The organism is Micromonospora sp. S4605 (assembly GCF_003176715.1).
Classification (GTDB): Bacteria; Actinomycetota; Actinomycetes; order Mycobacteriales; family Micromonosporaceae; genus Micromonospora; species Micromonospora echinaurantiaca.
Map to the genome: position 1 here is coordinate 14,033 of NZ_QGSW01000101.1, position 18,635 is coordinate 32,667.

The following is an 18,635-nucleotide window of genomic DNA, read 5'->3' on the forward strand; positions in this document are numbered from 1 at the left end:
CCCCATCGAGTCGGCGGTGATCGCTCACCGTCTTCGGCGCCGCCGGGGAGCGGACCTCAGCGCCGCTCCTCCAGCTGCTTGCAGGTCACGCAGAGGGTGGCCGACGGGAAGGCGGCGAGCCGCTCCACCGGAATCGGGTTGCCGCACCGCTCGCACCAGCCGTAGCCGCCCTCGTCGAGCCGTTCCAGCGCGCGCTCGACCTGCGTGATCCGTTCCAGGATGCTGTTGGCGAGGGAGATCTCCTGCTCCCGCTCGAACGTCTTGGTGCCGGTGTCGGCCTGGTCGTCCCCGGCCGAGTCGGTCAGCCGGTCGCGCTGCAGCTCGGTGATCTCGCTCAGCGTCTGATCGTACTCGGCGCGCAACTCGTCGCGCCGTGCCGCCAGGGCCGCCCGGATCTTCTCGGTCTCCGCCGCGCTGCGGGTGGCCTTGGCCACCGGCTTGCGGCCGGCGGTCCTGGTCTCGGCTGGCTTCGCCATCGTCGCTCCCTCGGCCGCGGAACCGCGGCGGTCCGCGGCACCTGGACAGGGGTCGCCGGCATTGGCGCCCCCAGGTACAAAACGGGCGCGCGGCGACGAGGCCGCGCACTCCGGAGGTTGGCAAGAATACGGAACGTACAGGCGTCCGACAACGTACCGCACCGTCGCTCCGCTTTTCAGCCCCGAGTCATGCCGTATCGGGACAAAGGGAACGCTAGCAGATCAACCGTCGCGATCCTCGCCGTACTCGCCAAACCAGCGGGCCAGCCGACCCCGCCGACTGACCGCCCGCAGCCGGCGCTCCGTCTCGTCGCGCACCCCGTGGGTGGCCACGATCAACAGGCTGTCGCCGGTCTTCAGGCGGAAGTCCAGGCCCGGCACGAGACCCACCCCGTCGCGCAGCACCAGCGTCACCGCCGCCCCCAGCGGCAGCCGCAGCTCGTCGATGTGCACCCCGGCCAACCGGGACCCCGGCGGCACCTCCAACTGGAGCAGGTCCGCCCGCATCCGCTCCAGCGGCGCGGTCTCCACCAGGATCTCGGTCGCCTCGGCCGGCGCCGTCACCCGCAACCAGCGGGCGACCGGGGCGAGAGTCCCGGTCTGCAACAGCGTGAAGATCACCACCAGCACGAAGACCGCGTCGAAGAGCCGGTCCGCGCCCGGCACCCGTTCCGAGAGCGGGATGGTGGCGAGCACGATCGGCACCGCCCCGCGCAGCCCGGCCCAGGACAGGAACGTCTGCTCGCGCAGGCCGAACCGGAACGGCAGCGCGGACGCCGCCACCGAGAGTGGGCGGGCGAGCAGCACCAGCGCCAGCCCGGCGACCACCGCCGGCAGCACCGCCGCGTCCAACCGGCTCGGCGTGGCCAGCAGGCCGAGCAGCACGAAGAGCCCGATCTGGGCCAGCCAGGCCAGCCCGTCGGCGAAGCCGAGGATCGCCTGCCGGTGCGGCAGCCGGGCGTTGCCCAGCAGCACCCCGGCCACGTAGACGGCGAGGAAGCCGGAGGCGTGCAGCACCGCGCCGCCCGCGTACGCCAGCACGGTCAACCCGACCGCCGCGATCGGATAGAGCCCCGCCGAGGGCAGCGCGGCCCGGCGCAGCGCCCACCGCCCGCCGAAGCCGGCCGCGAACCCCACCAGCGCACCGAGGGCCAGCTCGTAGCCGACCAGGCCGACCTCGTACCACCAGGGGTGCGAAGCCGCGCCGCCGTCCCGGGAGAGCAGCACCACCAGCAGCACCACCGGGGCGTCGTTCATCCCGGACTCGGCCTCCAGGGTGGCCACCAGCCGGGGCGGCAGCCGCAGCCGGCGCAGGGTGGCGAAGACCGCCGCCGCGTCGGTGGAGGAGAGCACCGCGCCGTAGAGCAGGGCGAGCCGCCAGTCCAGCCCGAGCAGCAGGTGTACGGCGATCCCGACGACCAGGATGCTGACCACCACGCCCACCGTGGAGAGCGCCGCGGCGAGCCCGAGCACCGGCCGCAGCGTGCTCCACCGGGCGGAGAGGCCGCCCTCGGCGATGATCACGATGAGCGCGCAGAAGCCGAGCGTCCGGGTCAGCTCGGCATCGTCGAAGCGGATGCCCAGCCCGGCCTCGCCGATGCCCACGCCGAGCGCCAGGTAGACCAGGAGGCTGGGCACCCCGAGCCGGGTGGAGAGCCGCACCGCCCCGACCGCGACCAGCAGGACGGCCGCCCCCAGCAGGAGCGCGACGTCCAGCCCGGGGGTCACGGCCGCCCGCCCCGGGCGCGGCTCACCCGGCGGTCCCGTCGCGCAGCTGTCCGAGCCGCTCGGTCAGCCCCGGGTCGGGGCGCTCGATCAGGAAGAGCTTGTCCCGGCTGGCCGCCCCGGCCCGCAACGAGACCACCGCCGGGCGGACGCCGAGCGCCTGCGCCAGGGCGCGGCGGGCCGCCTCGGTGGCGCGGCCGTCGACGGCCGGCGCGTTCACGGCGATCACCAGCGCGGGTCCGTGCGGCCCGTCGAAGCGACCGCCGACCCGGGCCCGGGCGGAGCCGGGCTTCACCCGGACCGCGACGGTGAGCCTGTCGTCCATCAGGCGCCGGGTCAGATCCGGTGCGCGTCGGCGAGCAGCGCGGTGGCCGGCGCGCAGTGGGCGCACGGAGAGAAGCCGAGCTCGCCCGCCTCGGCGACGGGCAGCGGCTCGGACGCGCGCCCGACCAGATGCGCGCAGCCGGCCAGGTGGTAGCGCGGCCGTCCGTCGACCACCCGCACCTCGGTGGTCAGCTCGGCCAGCCGGGCGGCCTGGTCCGGGGTGAGCTCCTGGGCGGCCGGTTCGTCGTCGTACGCCTCGACCGGCCCGACACCCGGCGTCGCCGGCGGGTCGACGCCGGTCACCGGCGGCTCGGGTGGTTGCCGCCACCCGGCACCGCCGGCGTCGACCGTCGGAGGAACGTGCTGGACGGGGATGTCCGGCTCCCCCAGCGGCGGCCCGTACGCGGACCCCGCCGGGGTGGTCGGACGGGTGCCCGCCCGCGCCCGCTGCGCGGAGCCGTCCCGGTACACCGTCGCCCGGTCGGCGGCCGCCTGGCGGGCACCGGCGACCAGTGCGACGGCGGCCAGCAGGCTGGCCGCGATGGAGATGATCAGGAGCAGGCTGGAGCCGCCGGCCAGGCCGAGCACCAGCAGCACCACCGCGACGAGGATGAGCAGGAGACTGGCGACTATCACGGCTCACCCCCGCCGCGTCCGTAGCGTTGAGCGAGGCCGGCGACCGCCGTCACGGGGCGGCCGCCGACCGGTGGTCAGCGACCGGCTTCCAGCGCGCCGGAGCGACCGCCGCCGTAGGAACCGGCGAGACCCGCCGCGGCCAGGCCGTTGCCGCCGGCGGCGCGGTTGCCCTCGGAGCGGGTCAGCTCGGCCTCCAGGCCCTGGCCACGACCGTCGAGGTCGCGCAGCTGGCTCTCCAGGTAGGCCTTGAGGCGGGTGCGGTACTCCCGCTCGAACTGCTTCAGCTCCTCGATGTGCTTCTGCAGCGCGGTGCGCTTGGCGTCCAGGCCGCCCATGGCCTCCTGGTGCCGCTGCCGGGCGTCCCGCTCGAGCGCGTCAGCCTTGGCGCGCGCCTCGCGGGTGACCTCCTCGGCCTTCGAGCGGGCCTCGGAGAGCAGCTGGTCGGCCTCGCGACGGGCGTCCGAGACGTGGTCGTCGGCCGTCCGCTGGGCCATCATCAGCACCCGCAGCGCCTGCTGCTCGCCGTCGCCGACCGCCGCCGGCCCACCAGCCGCGCGGACCTGCTCCAGCTCCGCCTGCATCGCGCGGGCGGCCTGCTCGGCCGCCGCCTTGTCGCGCTGCACCCGGTCGAGCTGCGCCTTGACGTCGTTGAGCTCCGCCGCGAGTCGGGCGTCGCCGCCGGGGCCCGCCGGAGCGCCGCCACGGCCACCGCGCTCCACCTGGGCGCGCAGTTCGTTGTTCTCCTCGATGAGACGGGCGAGCTCGCGCTCGACCTCGTCCAGGAAGGCGTCGACCTCCTCCTCGTCATAGCCCCGCTTGCCAATCGGCGGCTTCTTGAAGGCGACGTTGTGCACGTCGGCCGGGGTCAGCGGCATCGAAACTCCTCGGGTCAGTTGCGGCCGCGATAGCGCGTCGGTCATCAGGCGGTCCTGATGATCGCCGGCTCTAACACAAACCTCATCAGCACGAACAGGATAACCAGGAGCACAAGGGAGGCCAGGTCGATGCTCACGGTACCAATTCGCAGCGGAGGGATCACACGCCTCAACGCGCTGAGAGGGGGATCAGTGACGCTCCACACGGATTCCAGTCCCGCCGATGCCCCCCGCCCCGGCTGCCACCGGCGGCCGTACTGCAGCACCGCGCTCAGGACAAACCGGGACAGAAGAAGGAGCAGGAAGACATAGACGATCAGGTACAGGACCTGCAACAGGATCGACAACACGACAGGCGACGTCCCTCGGTCGGCCGGGGTCAACTCAGACTGAAAAAGCCGCCCTCAGCGATCTTGGCCTTGTCCTCCGCGGTGACCTGGACGTTGGCCGGTGAGAGCAGGAACACCCGGTTGGTCACGCGCTCGATCGTACCGCGCAGGCCGAAGGCCAGCCCGGCGGCGAAGTCCACCAGACGGCGGGCATCCGCCTCGTCCATCTCGGTGAGGTTGATGATCACGGGAACGCCGTCGCGGAAGTGCTCGCCGATGGTGCGCGCCTCGCGGTAGGTGGTCGGGTGCAGCGTGGTGATCTGGTACCGCTGCTCCTCCTCGGCCACCACGGCCCGCTCCCGGGGCTGCACCTGCGGCGCGAGGGCGAGGTTGTCCCGGGTGTGGTAGGTCAGCGCCCCGGAGGGCTCGCCGGCCGTCGACCGGGTGATCGACCGTACGCTGGACCGCTCCGACCGCTCCGACCGCTCGGCCTCGGCGCGCTCGGTGTCGCCGGCCCGGCCGGTGGACCGCTCGCTGAGCCGGCCACGGTCGCCCGACCGGGGCCGCGGCGCCGGCGGCTCCTCGGCGTCGTCCTCGTCGTCGTCGGCGAACTCCTCCGCGTACCGGCTCTGCCGGTAGCGCGATTCGCGGTAGCCACCCTTGTCGTAGCCACCGTCGTCGTAGCCCCGCTCGTCGTCCTCCTCGACCAGACCGAGCCAGACCCCCGCCTTGCGCAGTGCACCCATCCCGCGCCCTTCCGTCCGCCGTGCGGCACACGCCCCCGTGCCGTGTCGCCTTGTCGCGAGTGGAACATTCCTGCCCACCGGACCGGAACGGCAATCCCCTGGCGCGCGATTCGCGTCGCGTGCCACGACCCCCGGCAAAGGAAAGCCGTTCCCAAAACAACACCGATGTAATTTGCTTCTTCCGCGGTCAGGCTACCGCAGCGTGGGGCGCATTCCGAGCAACGCGCTACCCACGCGGACATGTGTCGCGCCGTATCCGATCGCGACTTCCAGGTCGCCACTCATTCCGGCCGACAACGCGGTGGCTCCCGGGTGGACGGACCGGAACGCGGCGGCCAGCTCCGCCAGCCGGGCGAACGCCCGCTCCGGCTCCCAACCCAGCGGCGCCACCGCCATCAGGCCGGTCAGCCGCAGCGCCTCGGCGCCGGCGACCGCCTCGGCCACCCGGTCGAGCCCGACGTCCGGGTCGGCCGAGCCGGGCAGCGCGCCGCCCCGGGCCGCGTCGCCGTCGATGCTGACCTGGACCAGCACGTCCAGCGGCCGGTCCCGGCCGGCCGCCGACGCCGCGTCCACCGCCCGGGCCAGCCGGACGCTGTCCACCGAGTGCACCGCGTCGGCGTACCGGACCACCGAACGCGCCTTGTTGCGCTGCAACCGGCCGATGAAGTGCCAGCGCGGCGTCACCCCGGCGGCGGCCACCTCGGCGGCCTTCGGCGCCGCCTCCTGGTCGCGGTTCTCCCCCACGTCGGTGACGCCGAGCCCGGCCAGCGCCACCACGTCGCCGGCCGGGTACGTCTTGGTCACCGCGATCATCGTGATCTCGGCCCGGTCCCGGCCGGCGGCGGTGCAGGCGTCGGCGATCCGGGACCGCACCCGGGCCAGGCCGGCAGCGAGTTCGGCGCGCCGGTCGGGGCGCACCGCGGCTGGACTGTCGCTCATGCCGGCACTCCACCGCGCTGCGCGCCGGCCAGCGGCGCCCGCGCCCTGAGCCTGATGACTCGCTCGCTCATGAACGCGGCTCAGGACCCGTTCTTGAGGAAGTCGGGCACGTCGACGTCGTCGAAGAGCACCCGCCGCGGCGACTGCGGCGGCGCCGGCATGGTGGCCGGCGGCGAGACCGGGGCGCTCTGCTGCGCCGGCTGGTTCTGGTTGGTCTTGCGGGCCGGCTCGGCCGCCTTGTACGCCGGCGCGCCGCCGTCGAACCCGGCCGCGATCACGGTGACCCGCACCTCGTCGCCGAGGGCGTCGTCGATCACCGCGCCGAAGATGATGTTGGCGTCCGGGTGGGCCGCGTCGGTGACCAGCTGCGCCGCGTCGTTGATCTCGAACAGCCCCAGGTCGGAGCCGCCCGCGATGGAGAGCAGCACGCCGCGCGCGCCGTCCATGCTCTGCTCCAGCAGCGGGCTGGAGATGGCCGCCTCGGCCGCCTCGACCGCGCGGTTCTCGCCCCGGGCGCTGCCGATGCCCATCAGCGCGCTGCCCGCGCCGCTCATCACGCTCTTGACGTCGGCGAAGTCCAGGTTGATCAGACCCGGGGTGGTGATCAGGTCGGTGATGCCCTGGACACCGGAGAGCAGCACCTGGTCGGCGGTGCGGAAGGCGTCCATCATGCTGATGTTGCGGTCGCCGAGCGCCAGCAGCCGGTCGTTCGGGATGACGATCAGCGTGTCGCACTGGTTGCGCAGCTCGTCGATGCCGGACTCGGCCTGCACCTGACGGCGCTTGCCCTCGAAGGAGAACGGCCGGGTCACCACGCCGATGGTCAGCGCGCCGAGCTTGCGGGCGATGTTCGCCACCACGGGCGCCCCGCCGGTGCCGGTGCCGCCACCCTCGCCGCAGGTCACGAAGACCATGTCGGCGCCCTTGAGCACCTCCTCGATCTCGTCCCGGTGGTCCTCGGCGGCGTTCTTGCCGACGTCCGGGTTCGCCCCGGCGCCCAGGCCGCGGGTCAGCTCGCGACCGACGTCCAGCTTGACGTCGGCGTCGCTCATCAGCAGCGCCTGCGCGTCGGTGTTGATCGCGATGAACTCGACGCCCTTGAGCCCAACCTCGATCATCCGGTTGACGGCGTTGACGCCGCCGCCCCCGATGCCGACGACCTTGATGACCGCCAGGTAGTTGTGCGGAGGTGTCATCTCCGGTCCTTTCCCTTCGAGATTGGCTTCGCCCCGACCCGGTACGGCGTGGCCAGACCAACGGTCGACGACAGCTGTCCTCAGTGGAGGGTCAGGGGCGAACCCTCACCCTCTACTAGAGGCTTACAGTTATGTCAACCACTGATCCTCTTCGGGGCAACGTAAGCGCCCCCGCGCGATGAGCCAAGGACCTGACCGGCGTGTCGCCGCCCGGAGCGGAACGGGTCACGCCGGGCGGACCGGGCCCGGCCGCCACGCTGACCGGCGGCTCACCGGAAGGTCACCACGTCCGGCGCGCTGACGTCGATGGTGTCGGCTTTGCGACCCAGCAGCGCGGTGGCCACCCGGGCCTTGTCCGGGCCCCGGGTGGCGTCCCCCCAGACCACCGTCCGGTCGTCGCGCAGCCGCAGGTTGATCCGGGCCAGGCCCTCCACCGTCACGTCCACCAGTTCCGCCCGCAGCTGCGGGGTGAGCGCGGCGAGCACGTCCAGCGCGGCCCGGGTGCCCGGGTCGTCCGGCCCCGGATCGGCGACCCGGACCAGGGGCAGCTCCGCCGGGCGCCGCGGCAGCGTCCGGAACACCACCCCGGCCCCGTCGACCACCAGGAACTCCTCGCCCCGCGGCACCACCGCCACGCCGGTGCGTTCGGTCACCCGGACCACCAGCGCGTCCGGCCAGTCCCGGGACACGGTCACCCGCTCCACCGGGGGCAGCGCGCCGATCCGGCGCGCCACATCGGCCAGGTCCACGGTCGCCAGCGGGACGTCGTCGGGCACCTCGGCGGCGTCGCGTACCTCCACCGGGGTCACCAGGTCGGCGCCCTCGACGCGGACCTCGCGCACCCCGAACAGCCCGGTGCCGAGCAGGGTCCAGGCGACCAGCCCGGCCAGCGCCAGCACCCCGGCGGCCACCGCCCAGGGCAGCGCCGCGCGCATCCGCCGCCGCCGGGCCCGGGCCATGAACCGGCGGGTGGACGCGGGCACCGCGTCACTGCCGGCCCGGACCAGCTGCCAGCGCCGGACCGGACCACGCCGGCCGGCGCCACCGTCCGCGCCGCTGGTCCGCCCCCGGGCCGGGCCGGGACTCATCCCGCGGTGGGCGCCGTGCCGTCCGGGACCACCCCACCGATCGCCGGGGTGTCCGCGGCCGGGCCACCGCGCCGCGCCGCCAACGCCGCCAACAGCTGGTCACCCATCAGCGAGATCGGCGGGGCGCCCATGGTCACCACCACGTCGCCCGGCCGGGCCCGCCGGGCCACCTCCGCCGGCGCCGCCTCCCAGGAGTCGACGAAGACCTTCCGCTCCGCGGGCAGCGGCACCGCCTCGATCAGCGCCGCCGACCCCTCTCCCGGCTGGCGCAGCTCACCAGGGCCGAAGACCTCCAGCAGCACCAGCTCGTCGGCGATGGCCAGCCCCTCGGCGATCTCCGCCTGCAGGTCGCGGGTGCGGTAGAGCCGGTACGGCTGGAACACCACGATCAACCGGCCGTCCCCGGCCACCTCGCGCAGCGTCTGCAGGGCCAGCGTGATCGAGGTGGGGTGGTAGGCGTACTCGTCGTAGACCAGCACGTCGTCCGCGACGCCCTTGCGCTCGAAGCGCCGCCGCACCCCGGGGAAGACCGCCAGCGCGGCCTCCGCCGCCTCCAGCGGCAGCTCCAGCAGGTACGCGGCCAGCACCGCGGAGGCGCTGTTCAGCCCCATGTGCCGCCCCGGCACCGGCAGCCGGAACTCGCCCAGCGACCGCCCGTCGATGCTGGCGAGGTAGCGCACGCCCCGGGCCGACGACACCATCTCGGTCAGCCGCAGGTCGGCGTCGGCCGCCTCGCCGTAGGTGTGCACCCGGCGCCCCTCGGCGCGCAACGTCTCGGCCAGCCGTCGCCCGCCCGGGTCGTCGGCGCAGGTGATGATGAACCCGTCCGGGTCGGTGAGCCGGGCGAACTCGGCGAAGGTCGCCTCCAGGTTGGCCAGGTCGCCGTAGGTGTTCAGGTGGTCCGCCTCGATGTTCGTAATGATCGAGACGTACGGGCGGTAGATCAGGAAGGACCGGTCGCTCTCGTCCGCCTCCACCACGAAGTGGTCGCCGGTGCCGTGGTGCGCGCCGGAGCCGACCTCGGAGATCTCCCCGCCGATCACGAAGGACGGGTCCGTACCGGCCTGCTGGAGCACCATGGTGACCATCGAGGTGGTGGTGGTCTTGCCGTGGGTGCCGGCGACCGCCACCGTCCGGCGACCGGTCATCGCCGCCGCCAGCGCCTCGGAGCGGTGCAGCACCCGCAGCCCGCGCCGGCGCGCCTCGACCAACTCCAGGTGGTCCTGTGGGATGGCCGACGAGTAGACAACGGTGTCCACGCCGTCGAGGTTGCTCGCCTCGTGGCTCATGTGGATGGTGCCGCCGAGCGCGCGCAGCCCGGCCAGCGAGGGCCACTCGCGCAGCTCGCTGCCGGAGAGCGGGATGCCCCGGGTGAGGAAGAGCCGGGCCAGGCCGCTCATCCCGACGCCACCGACCCCGATCAGGTGGATGGTGCCCAGGTCCTCCGCGGTGAGCGTGCCGGCCGGGGTGAACTGCGCGGTGTTCATGACAGCTGCCTTCCGGTCGCGGTGTGCCGCCTCATCGGGCCACCGCCTCGTAGACGAAGTCGAGCAGCGCCTCGTCGCCGTCCCGCCGCCCGTACCCGGCCGCGGCGGCGCCCATCGCGGCGAGCCGGTGCGGGTCGCGGATCAGCGGGATCACCGTGCGCTCCAGCCAGTCCGGGGTCAGCTCGGCGTCGTCGACGAGCAGCCCACCGCCGGCCTCCACCACGGGCAGCGCGTTGCGCTTCTGCTCCTGGTTGCTGTGCGGGTAGGGCACGTAGATGGCGGGCAGGCCGATCGCGGCCACCTCGGCGCAGGTCATCGCCCCGCCCCGGCCCAGCATCAGGTCGGCCGCCGCGTAGCCGAGCTCCATCTCGGACAGGTACGGCAGGGTCACGTACGGCACCGGCAGGTCGGTGGGGATCGGCACCGGCTCGTTGCGGGCGCCCATCACGTGCAGCACCTGCACCCCGTGCCGGGCCAGTTCCTTGGCCGCGCCAGCGACCGCGAGGTTGATCGACCGGGCGCCCTGCGAGCCGCCGGCCACGAAGAGCACCGGCAGGTCGGGACGGAGCCCGAAGTGCGCCCGGGCGGCGTTGCGCAGCGCGGCCCGGTCCAGCCCGGCGATGCGCTGGCGCAGCGGCACGCCGACCACCCGGGCGTCGCGCAGCGACTCGGCCTGCGCGGGCTGGTGCGGGAAGCCGACCGCCACATGCTTGGTGAACTTCATCCCGAGCCGGTTGGCCACGCCCGGCGGGACGTTCACCTCGTGGATCACGATCGGCAGCTCCCGGCGCCAGGCGGCCAGGTAGGCCGGCACCGAGACGTACCCCCCGAAGCCCACCACCACGTCGGCGCGCACCTCGTCGATCACCTTGCCCGCGGCGCGGGCCGCGGTCCACATCCGGCCCGGCGTCTTCACCAGGTTCATGTTGACCGACCGGGGCAGCTGGTAGGCGGGAATCTGGCGCAGGTCGTAGCCCTGCGGCGGGATCAGCTCGTTCTCCAGGCCCTTGGGTGTGCCGAGACAGGTGATCCGGACGCCGGGGTCGTGTCGGCGCAGGCAGTCGGCGAAGGCGAGCAGCGGGTAGATGTGCCCCCCGGTGCCACCTCCCGCGAGCACCACCGAACGCAGCGGACCCATCACCGTCTCCTCTCGTCCGCCGACCTGCCGCGGGTCCGGGTGGCCCGGACGCCGCCGCGCGGTGCGGCCTGGTCGTCCTGCCGCCGCTCCCGCGCCCGGGGCACGGACCCTCGGGCGGCCGGCGGGGTCGCCGTCCGGCGGCGCCGCGCGGGAAGCGGTGGCAACGGGGCCCACACTAGTCGGACCCATCGGGCCGGCGGACGGGCATGCAGTGCTCTGGCCGCGTCGGGTTCCGCCCGGGCGAAGGAGGCCAGCATGCCGACCGCGGCGAGCGTGACGACCAGGGCGCTGCCGCCGTCGGAGATGAACGGCAGCGGCAGGCCGGTGATCGGCAGCAGCCCGACCACGCCGCCCACGTTGATCACCGCCTGGCTCACCAGCCAGGTGGTCACCGCTGTCGCGGCGAGCCGCCGGAACGGGTCGTCCACCCGGCGGGCGATGCGCAGCCCGGTGTACGCCAGCACGGCGAACAGGGTGAGCACCACCGCGCAGCCGACCACGCCGAGCTCCTCGGCGATGATCGCGAAGACGAAGTCGTTGTGCGCCTCCGGCAGCCAGTTCCACTTCAGGCTGCTCTTGCCGAGCCCGACGCCGAACCAGCCGCCGTGCTCGATGGCCAGCCGCCCCTGGAAGATCTGGTAGCAGCCCTCCAGCTTGCAGTCCTCCGGGGCGGGCGGGTTGAAGAAGGACATCAGCCGGGCGAACCGGTAGTTCTCCTCGCCCCGCTCGCCGGAGCCGGCGCCGAGCGAGGCGACCGCGATCAGCAGGCCGACGCCGATCAGGCCGAACACCGACAGCGCGCCGAACACCCGCAGCCGGACCCCGGCCGCCCAGAGCAGGCCGACCACCAGCGCCAGCAGGCAGAGCATGGTGCCCAGGTCGTTGTAGCCGACCAGCACGAAGAGCAGGCCGACCACCGGGAAGAGCGGGGTGGCCAGCTCGCGCCACCAGCCCAGCGCGGCGCCCTTGCGGGCGATCACGTGCGCGCCCCACAGCACCAGGGCGAACTTCGCCAGCTCCGAGGGCTGCACCTGGATGCCGCCGATGAACAGCCAGAGCAGCCGGGCCTCGATCGGGCCGATCCGGGCGGAATCCTGGCCGGTCAGCCGGGCGTAGGCGAGCAGCAGGTTGAGCACCAGCAGCAGCCCGACAGCGGTGAAGAGCAGCGGTCGGCCCAGCGACCGGTAGGTGGTCGCCGGCAGCCGCTGGCAGGCCCAGAACGCGCCGATGCCGATCACCGCGAAGATCGCCTGCTTGGTGAGCGAGGCGGAGGCGTTGCCGTTCTCGGCGTAGTCCTTGACGCTGGTGGCCGAGAAGACCATCGTCAGGCCGATCAGCAGCAGCAGGCCGGCGCTGGAGAGCAGCAGGTAGTAGGAGGCCAGCGGGCGGTCCAGCAGGCCACGCAGCGCGGCCAGCCCGCCCGCGGCGTCCAGGCCGCGCAGCGCCGCCGCGCCGCCCGGCTCGTCCGGCCCGCGGGTCGTCCCGGCCGCCTCGGCGGTACGCGTCCCGCCCGCCGCCGCGCGTGCCCTGGTCCCGGTCGTGCCCTCGGTTTCTCGCGCCTCCCCCACCCCGACATCATCGCGGGTTCCGGGGGTCGCCACCGGCGCAACCGGCCGGTCGGCGTGTCGGACTCACGTCCGGCGCTCCCGGCCGGCCCGTGCCGCACGCCGCCGCGGCCCGCGGGTCGGGTCCGCGCCGCCCCGGCCGCGCGGCGGCCGGGGCGGCGGGCCGATCAGGTGACGGCGGCGAGGAACTCGCTGTAGAAGAGGCCCAGGGCGATGGCCACGCCGATCCCGGCGATGATCCAGAACCGCACCACGATGTTGACCTCGCTCCAGCCGGCGAGTTCGAAGTGGTGCTGCAGCGGCGACATCCGGAACACCCGCTTGCCGGTGGTCCGGAACGAGATGATCTGGATGACCACCGACATCGTGATGATGACGAAGAGGCCGCCGATGATCGGCAGCAGCAGGATTGTCCGGGTGGACATCGCCATGCCGGCGATCAACCCGCCGAGGCCGAGCGCGCCGGTGTCCCCCATGAAGATCCGCGCCGGCGAGGTGTTCCACCACAGAAAGCCCACGCAGGCCCCGGCGGCGGCCCCGGCGATCAGCGCGATCTCCAGCGGGTCGCGGACCGTGTAGCAGTAGTCCTGGGTGTAGTTCGGGTCGGCGCACCAGTGCCGGTACTGCCAGAACGCGATCAGCGCGTACGCGGCGAGGACCATCACCGAGGCGCCGGTGGCCAGGCCGTCGAGGCCGTCGGTGAGGTTCACCCCGTTGGTCGCGGCCATCACCACGAAGATGAAGATGATCACCGCGCCGACCTTGCTGACGTCCAGCGCCGGGATGTCCCGGATGAAGCTCAGCGTGGTGCTGCCGACGGTCTCGGTGTTGGTCACCGCGCCGGAGGCGTCGGTCATGGTGCTCGGGAAGTAGAGCGCCACCACCCCGAAGACCGCGCCGACCAGGATCTGGCCGAGCAGCTTGCCGCGCTTGTTCAACCCGCCGCTGTGCCGCTTGCGCACCTTCAGGAAGTCGTCGATGAACCCGACCGCCCCGGAGAAGACCATCAGCCCCAGCAGCACCAGCGCGGTGATGGTCGGCTCGACCTGGGCGATCTGCTGGTCCGGCAGGGTGGTCAGGGCGAGGTGCCCGGCGACGTACGCGATGACCGTGGCCAGGATGAAGACCACGCCGCCCATCGTCGGCGTGCCCTTCTTGCCCTGGTGCATGGCCGGGCCCTCGGCCCGGATCGGCTGGCCGGCCTTGAGCCGGGTGAACACCTTGATCGCGATCGGGGTGCAGAAGAGCGAGATGAGGAAGGCGACCCCGACGGCGACGATCACCGCCCTCATGCGGCGGTCTCCCCGGTCCCGTCCCCGGCGTCCGCGCGCAGCGCGTCGGCCACCTCCCAGGTGCGGTACCGGGAGCCCTTCACCAGGACGACGTCGCCCGGCCGTAGCTCGCCCCGCAGCACCTCGACGGCCGCCGCCTGATCGGTGAGCAGCACCGACTCTCCTCCCCAGTCACTTACCGAAGTCGCGCCCTCGTGGATCGGCGCGGCCGGCTCGCCCACCACGAGCAGCCGGTCCACGCCCAGCTCGGCCGCGAGCCGGCCCACCTCGGCGTGCCCGTCGTGTTCGAACGGGCCCAGCTCGGCCATGTAGCCGAGCACCGCGAGGGTACGCCGGTCCCGTCCGATGCCGGCCAGCGCACGCAGCGCGACGGCCATCGAGGCGGGGTTGGCGTTGTACGAGTCGTCGATCACGGTCACCCCGTCGGGACGCTCGAAGACGTCCATCCGGCGGGTGGAGACCATCCCCAGCTCACCCAGCGCGATGGCCAGCTCGGTCAGCGGCATGCCCAGCTCCCGGGCCACCGCCGCGGCGGCGAGGGTGTTCGAGACCTGGTGCCGCCCGGTCAGCCCGAGCCGCACCGGGGCGTCCCCCTCCGGGGTCACCAGGGTGTACGCCGGCCGGCCGCGCTCGTCCACCGTCACGTCGACGGCCCGGACGTCGGCGTGCGCCGCCTCGCCGTACCGGACCACCCGGGCGACGGTACGCGCCGCCATCGCGTCCACCAACGGGTCGTCGGCGTTGAGCACCGCCAGCCCGTCCGCCGGCAGCGCCTCGACCAGTTCCCCCTTGGCCAGCGCGATGGTCTCCCGGGAGCCGAACTCGCCGATGTGCGCCACCCCGACGTTGAGCACCACGGAGATCCGCGGCGGCACCACGTCGCACAGGTAGCGCACGTGCCCCACCCCGCGGGCGCCCTTCTCCATCACCAGGTAGCGGGTGTCCGGCCCGGCCTGCAACGCCGTGTACGGGTGCCCCAGCTCGTTGTTGAACGAGCCGGGCGGCGCGACCGTCGGGCCGAGCCGCGCGGCGAGCTGCGCGATCAGGTCCTTGGTGGTGGTCTTGCCGGACGAGCCGGTCAGGCCGACCACGGTGAGGCCGGGCAGCCGGTCCACCACCGCGCGGGCCAGCCGGCCCATCGCGGTGAGCGCGTCGCCGACCAGCACCATCGGCACGCCCGGCACCTCCCGGGTGCCGAGCACCGCCACCGCGCCGGCCTCGACCGCCGCCGCGGCGTAGTCGTGCCCGTCCACCTTCTCGCCGGGGAAGGCGACGAAGAGCGCACCGGCGGACACCTTGCGCGAGTCGAACTCGACCGGCCCGGTGACCCGTACGTCCGGGTCGGCGGCCACCAGCCGCCCGTCGACCGCCGAGGCGACCTCGGCCAGGCTGAGCGGGATCACCGGTGCCCCGCCAGGTCGCCGAACCGGGCGCGCAGCGCGTCGGCCAGCTCGGTACGGTCGTCGAACGGGAGCACCTCGCCGCCGACCTCCTGCCCGCGTTCGTGGCCCTTGCCGAGCAGCGCGACCACGTCGCCCGGCTCGGCCAGCGCGACCGCCGCGTCGATCGCCGCCCGGCGGTCACCGACCTCCTCGATCCGGGCCGCCGTGCCGGCCCCCCGGGCGCCGGCGAGCACCTCGGCGCGGATCGCCGCCGGGTCCTCGGTACGCGGGTTGTCGTCGGTCACCAGCACCACGTCGGCTCCCTCCGCCGCGGCGGCGCCCATCACCGGGCGCTTACCCCGGTCCCGGTCGCCGCCGGCACCGATCACGCAGATCAGCCGGCCCGCGCTGAGCTCCCGCAGGGCGGCCAGCGCGGCCACGATCGCGTCCGCTTTGTGCGCGTAGTCGACCACCCCGCGTACCGGGCCGTCGGCCACCAGTTCCAGCCGACCGGGGACCCCGCCGCAGGCGGCCACCCCGGCGGCCGCGGTGGCCGGGTCCACCCCGGCGGCGACCAGCATGGCGATGGCCAGCAGGGCGTTGGCGACGTTGTGCCGCCCCGGCAGCGCCACGCCGGTGGGCAGCGCCAGGCCGTCCGGGCCGTGCGCGGTGAAGTGCTGCGCGTACCCTTCGCCGCCGATGCCGTCGGCCCACCAGGTCGCGGCGGTGTCGCCGGCCGCCGAGTAGCTCACGGTGGCCGGCTTGAACAGCGGCCGCAGCGCCGGGTCGTCGTGGTTGAGCACCTCCACCGCGCACCGGCCGTCGAAGAGCTGCGCCTTGGCGGCGAAGTAGTCAGCGGAGTCGGCGTGGAAGTCCAGGTGGTCGGAGCCGAAGTTGGTGTAGCCGCCGACGGTGAACCGGACCCCGCCGACCCGGCCCATGGCCAACGCGTGACTGGACACCTCCATGACCACCGCGGTGACCCCGCGCTCGCGGGCGGCGGCCAGCATGGCGTGCAGGTCGGTGGCCTCCGGCGTGGTGCGCACGCTGTCGATCCGCAGGTCGCCGAGGCGGGTCTCCACGGTGCCGATCAGGCCGGTGGTGTGGCCGGCGGCGCGCAGCCCGGACTCGACCAGGTAGGCGGTGGAGGTCTTGCCGGCCGTCCCGGTCACCCCGATCACGGTCAGCGCCTCGGTCGGGTCGCCGTAGACGGCGGAAGCCAGGGCGCCGAGCACGGCCCGCGGGTCGGGCACCACCAGCGCGGGCAGGCCGGCCTCGGCCGCCGCGGGCGCGCCCGCCGGGTCGGTCAGCACGGCCACCGCGCCGGCCGCCGCCGCGCCGGCGGTGAACTCGGCGCCGTGCCGGCGGGCGCCGGGCAGCGCCGCGTACAGGTCGCCGGGGCGGACCACCTGGCTGGCGTGCGTGATGCCGGTCACCACCGGGTCGGCGGCGTCGGCCGGAGGCTCCACGGCCAGCCGGGCGGCGAGATCGCCGAGCCGGGTGCCGATCACGGTACGGGGGCGAGGATTGCCGGGCACGGCGTCAGACCCTACCCGGTCGTCCGGTTCCGGCCGCACAGCCGCCCCGGTGGTTCGTCCGCACTCACCGATGATGTCCCGCCATGCCTGGTCAGCGGGGATAGACGACGAACTTCGGGGCCTTACCCGCGGCGGACGGCGGCACCCGGTAGTGGTGCAGGGTGAACTGCATCATCTCGCGGAACGCCGGGGCGGCGATGTCCCCGCCCCCGCCCGACGGGGTGTGCGCGAAGACCGCGATCACGTACCGGGGCTGCTCGGCCGGGGCCATCCCGATGAACGACGCCACCTCGCCCGGCTGCTTCTCCCCGTCGACCAGCCGCCAGCCGGTGCCGGTCTTGCCGGCGACCCGGTAACCGGGGATCGCCGCCGCCGTACCGGTGGCCCCGTCGACGGTGGTCACCGCCTCCAGGATGGTGCGCAGCGCTGCCGCGTTCTCCGGGCTGAGCACCGACCGGGTGACCGGCGTCTTGCCCGGCGTGCGCTTGCCGTCCGGCCCGATCACCTCCTTGATCAGGTGCGGCTGGACGTAGGTGCCGTTGTTGGCGATCGTCGCGTACGCGGCGGCCATCTGCAGCGGCGTGGCGTCCACGCTGTGCCCGATCGGCACCGACCCGTACGACGACCCGCTCCACTCGTCGGCGGGCAGCAGCCGGCCGCTGGCCTCGCCGGGCATGCCCACCCCGGTGGCCTGGCCGAGCCCGAACCGGCGCTGGTAGTCGATCAGCCGGTCCCGGCCGAGCTTGTCGGCGATCTCGATGGTGCCGACGTTCGACGAGTACGCCATCATCCCGGGCAGGCTCATCCGCCGCCCGTTGGCCGGATGGGTGTCGGAGAACCAGGTGTCGCCCATCTTGATGCTGTTCGCGATCGGCAGCGTGGTGTCCGGGGTGATCACCCCCTCCTGCAACGCCGCGCCGAAGGTGATCGCCTTGTGCACCGAGCCCGGGTCCACCACGAAGCTGGTGGCCGCGTCCTCCCGGTCGGCCGGGTCGCTCGGCAGGGGCTTGGCGGCGTTGTAGGTCGGGTGGCTGGCCTGGGCCAGCACCTCCCCGGTGGCCACCTCGATCACCACCGCGGCGCCGGTGCTGCCCTTGCTCTGCGCCATCGCCTCGCTGAGGATCCGCTGCACCTTGAACTGCAGGTCCCGGTCGATGGTGAGCTGGAGCGAACTGCCCGGCTTGGGCGGGGTGGTGCGGCTGTAGCCGCCGGGGATCGGCGCGGCCAGGTCGCCCAGGCCGACCTCGTAGACCCGCTTGCCGTCCTCGCCGTGCAGCAGGTCGTCGTAGCGGGCCTCCAGCCCCTCCAGCCCGTTCATGTCCTGGCTGGTGAAGCCGATCAGGTTGGCGGCCAGGTCGCCGCCGGGCACCTCGCGCCGCTCGTCGCGGTGGGTGTTGATGCCGGGCAGCTTGAGCTCCATGATCTGCCGGGCCTTCTCGATCTCCACCCCGCGGGCCAGGTACTCGAACTGCGACCAGACCCCGTCCGGGCGCTTGCGCGGGGCCATCCGCCCGGCCAGCTCGGAGGCGGGGATGCCGAGCAGCGGCGAGAGCGCCTTCGCGGTGGCCTGCGGGTCCTTGATCTGGGTCGGGTCGGCGTAGACGTACCGGGCCTCGACGCTGTGCGCCAACTCGGCGCCGTCCCGGTCGTAGATCGCGCCGCGCGGCGCGGGCAGGGTGACCGTCCGGGTCCGGTCGGCGACGCCGCCGCCCGCGTACGCCGGGGTCTCCACCGCCTGGAGGTAGACCAACCGGATGCCGATGGTGGCGAAGAGCGCCAGGGTCAGCACGGTGCCCAGCCGCAGCCGGCGGCCCGGGTCGGCCAGCTTCGGCGGGCGGCGCGGCTTGCGCGCCGGCCGCCGGACGGCCGCCCGGTCCGGCCGGCGCGGGGTGCGCGCTG

17 protein-coding genes are annotated in these 18,635 nt (G+C 74.0%); all 17 read right to left on the reverse strand.

Annotation, left to right across the window (positions count from 1 at the left end; all coding sequences use genetic code 11):
- Window positions 1-56 precede the first annotated feature (56 nt).
- Window positions 57-476, reverse strand: a complete 420-nt coding sequence (locus DLJ47_RS06275) for a TraR/DksA family transcriptional regulator (RefSeq protein WP_088992775.1) — start codon at window positions 474-476, stop codon at window positions 57-59.
- 222 nt (window positions 477-698) lie between these two features.
- The gene (locus DLJ47_RS06280) at window positions 699-2,204 is read right to left on the reverse strand and encodes a potassium/proton antiporter (protein ID WP_109899123.1); all 1,506 of its coding nucleotides are present in this window, start codon (window positions 2,202-2,204) and stop codon (window positions 699-701) included.
- A gap of 22 nt (window positions 2,205-2,226) precedes the next feature.
- The gene (locus DLJ47_RS06285; protein WP_109899124.1) at window positions 2,227-2,526 is read right to left on the reverse strand and encodes a DUF167 domain-containing protein; all 300 of its coding nucleotides are present in this window, start codon (window positions 2,524-2,526) and stop codon (window positions 2,227-2,229) included.
- 11 nt (window positions 2,527-2,537) lie between these two features.
- Window positions 2,538-3,161: a hypothetical protein gene (locus DLJ47_RS06290; RefSeq protein WP_109899125.1), complete on the reverse strand. Its 624-nt coding sequence runs from the start codon at window positions 3,159-3,161 to the stop codon at window positions 2,538-2,540.
- 74 nt (window positions 3,162-3,235) lie between these two features.
- The gene (locus DLJ47_RS06295) at window positions 3,236-4,036 is read right to left on the reverse strand and encodes a DivIVA domain-containing protein (RefSeq protein WP_088992771.1); all 801 of its coding nucleotides are present in this window, start codon (window positions 4,034-4,036) and stop codon (window positions 3,236-3,238) included.
- Between the two features lie 44 nt (window positions 4,037-4,080).
- Window positions 4,081-4,386, reverse strand: a complete 306-nt coding sequence (locus DLJ47_RS06300; RefSeq protein ID WP_088992770.1) for a YggT family protein — start codon at window positions 4,384-4,386, stop codon at window positions 4,081-4,083.
- Between the two features lie 29 nt (window positions 4,387-4,415).
- Entirely contained in the window at window positions 4,416-5,111 is a 696-nt protein-coding gene (locus DLJ47_RS06305; protein WP_109899126.1) for a cell division protein SepF, read from the reverse strand.
- Between the two features lie 192 nt (window positions 5,112-5,303).
- Window positions 5,304-6,050 carry a YggS family pyridoxal phosphate-dependent enzyme gene (locus tag DLJ47_RS06310; protein ID WP_109899127.1) on the reverse strand — a complete coding sequence of 249 codons (747 nt, stop codon included), beginning with the start codon at window positions 6,048-6,050 and terminating at the stop codon, window positions 5,304-5,306.
- Between the two features lie 80 nt (window positions 6,051-6,130).
- A complete protein-coding gene (gene ftsZ, locus DLJ47_RS06315; RefSeq protein ID WP_109899128.1) occupies window positions 6,131-7,246 on the reverse strand; it encodes a cell division protein FtsZ in 1,116 nt (371 codons plus the stop codon).
- Between the two features lie 269 nt (window positions 7,247-7,515).
- On the reverse strand, window positions 7,516-8,334 hold the full coding sequence (locus tag DLJ47_RS06320; protein WP_109899129.1) for a cell division protein FtsQ/DivIB: 819 nt from the start codon (window positions 8,332-8,334) through the stop codon (window positions 7,516-7,518).
- A complete protein-coding gene (murC, locus tag DLJ47_RS06325) occupies window positions 8,331-9,821 on the reverse strand; it encodes a UDP-N-acetylmuramate--L-alanine ligase (protein WP_109899130.1) in 1,491 nt (496 codons plus the stop codon). Before murC ends, DLJ47_RS06320 begins: the two co-directional genes overlap by 4 nt.
- Window positions 9,822-9,852: 31 nt before the next feature.
- On the reverse strand, window positions 9,853-10,959 hold the full coding sequence (gene murG / locus DLJ47_RS06330; protein WP_088992764.1) for an undecaprenyldiphospho-muramoylpentapeptide beta-N-acetylglucosaminyltransferase: 1,107 nt from the start codon (window positions 10,957-10,959) through the stop codon (window positions 9,853-9,855).
- Window positions 10,959-12,374, reverse strand: coding sequence for an FtsW/RodA/SpoVE family cell cycle protein (locus tag DLJ47_RS06335; RefSeq protein ID WP_109899134.1), 1,416 nt, complete (start codon window positions 12,372-12,374; stop codon window positions 10,959-10,961). Before DLJ47_RS06335 ends, murG begins: the two co-directional genes overlap by 1 nt.
- Window positions 12,375-12,691: 317 nt before the next feature.
- Entirely contained in the window at window positions 12,692-13,816 is a 1,125-nt protein-coding gene (gene mraY / locus DLJ47_RS06340) for a phospho-N-acetylmuramoyl-pentapeptide-transferase (protein WP_088992763.1), read from the reverse strand.
- A complete protein-coding gene (locus DLJ47_RS06345; RefSeq protein WP_109899131.1) occupies window positions 13,813-15,219 on the reverse strand; it encodes a UDP-N-acetylmuramoyl-tripeptide--D-alanyl-D-alanine ligase in 1,407 nt (468 codons plus the stop codon). Before DLJ47_RS06345 ends, mraY begins: the two co-directional genes overlap by 4 nt.
- Entirely contained in the window at window positions 15,216-16,775 is a 1,560-nt protein-coding gene (locus DLJ47_RS06350; protein WP_109899132.1) for a UDP-N-acetylmuramoyl-L-alanyl-D-glutamate--2,6-diaminopimelate ligase, read from the reverse strand. Before DLJ47_RS06350 ends, DLJ47_RS06345 begins: the two co-directional genes overlap by 4 nt.
- Before the next feature lie 52 nt (window positions 16,776-16,827).
- Window positions 16,828-18,635 (reverse strand): peptidoglycan D,D-transpeptidase FtsI family protein (locus DLJ47_RS06355; RefSeq protein ID WP_446723535.1); only part of this gene is annotated, 1,808 nt, incomplete at its 5' end.

What these genes read in the sequence shown, in the direction of transcription:
- DLJ47_RS06275 (WP_088992775.1), bottom strand. Translation starts at nt 476, where the DNA reads ATGGCGAAGCCAGCCGAGACCAGGACCGCCGGCCGCAAGCCGGTGGCC.
- DLJ47_RS06285 (WP_109899124.1), bottom strand. Translation starts at nt 2,526, where the DNA reads ATGGACGACAGGCTCACCGTCGCGGTCCGGGTGAAGCCCGGCTCCGCC.
- DLJ47_RS06295 (WP_088992771.1), bottom strand. Translation starts at nt 4,036, where the DNA reads ATGCCGCTGACCCCGGCCGACGTGCACAACGTCGCCTTCAAGAAGCCG.
- DLJ47_RS06305 (WP_109899126.1), bottom strand. Translation starts at nt 5,111, where the DNA reads ATGGGTGCACTGCGCAAGGCGGGGGTCTGGCTCGGTCTGGTCGAGGAG.
- DLJ47_RS06310 (WP_109899127.1), bottom strand. Translation starts at nt 6,050, where the DNA reads ATGAGCGACAGTCCAGCCGCGGTGCGCCCCGACCGGCGCGCCGAACTC.
- ftsZ (WP_109899128.1), bottom strand. Translation starts at nt 7,246, where the DNA reads ATGACACCTCCGCACAACTACCTGGCGGTCATCAAGGTCGTCGGCATC.
- DLJ47_RS06320 (WP_109899129.1), bottom strand. Translation starts at nt 8,334, where the DNA reads ATGAGTCCCGGCCCGGCCCGGGGGCGGACCAGCGGCGCGGACGGTGGC.
- murC (WP_109899130.1), bottom strand. Translation starts at nt 9,821, where the DNA reads ATGAACACCGCGCAGTTCACCCCGGCCGGCACGCTCACCGCGGAGGAC.
- murG (WP_088992764.1), bottom strand. Translation starts at nt 10,959, where the DNA reads ATGGGTCCGCTGCGTTCGGTGGTGCTCGCGGGAGGTGGCACCGGGGGG.
- mraY (WP_088992763.1), bottom strand. Translation starts at nt 13,816, where the DNA reads ATGAGGGCGGTGATCGTCGCCGTCGGGGTCGCCTTCCTCATCTCGCTC.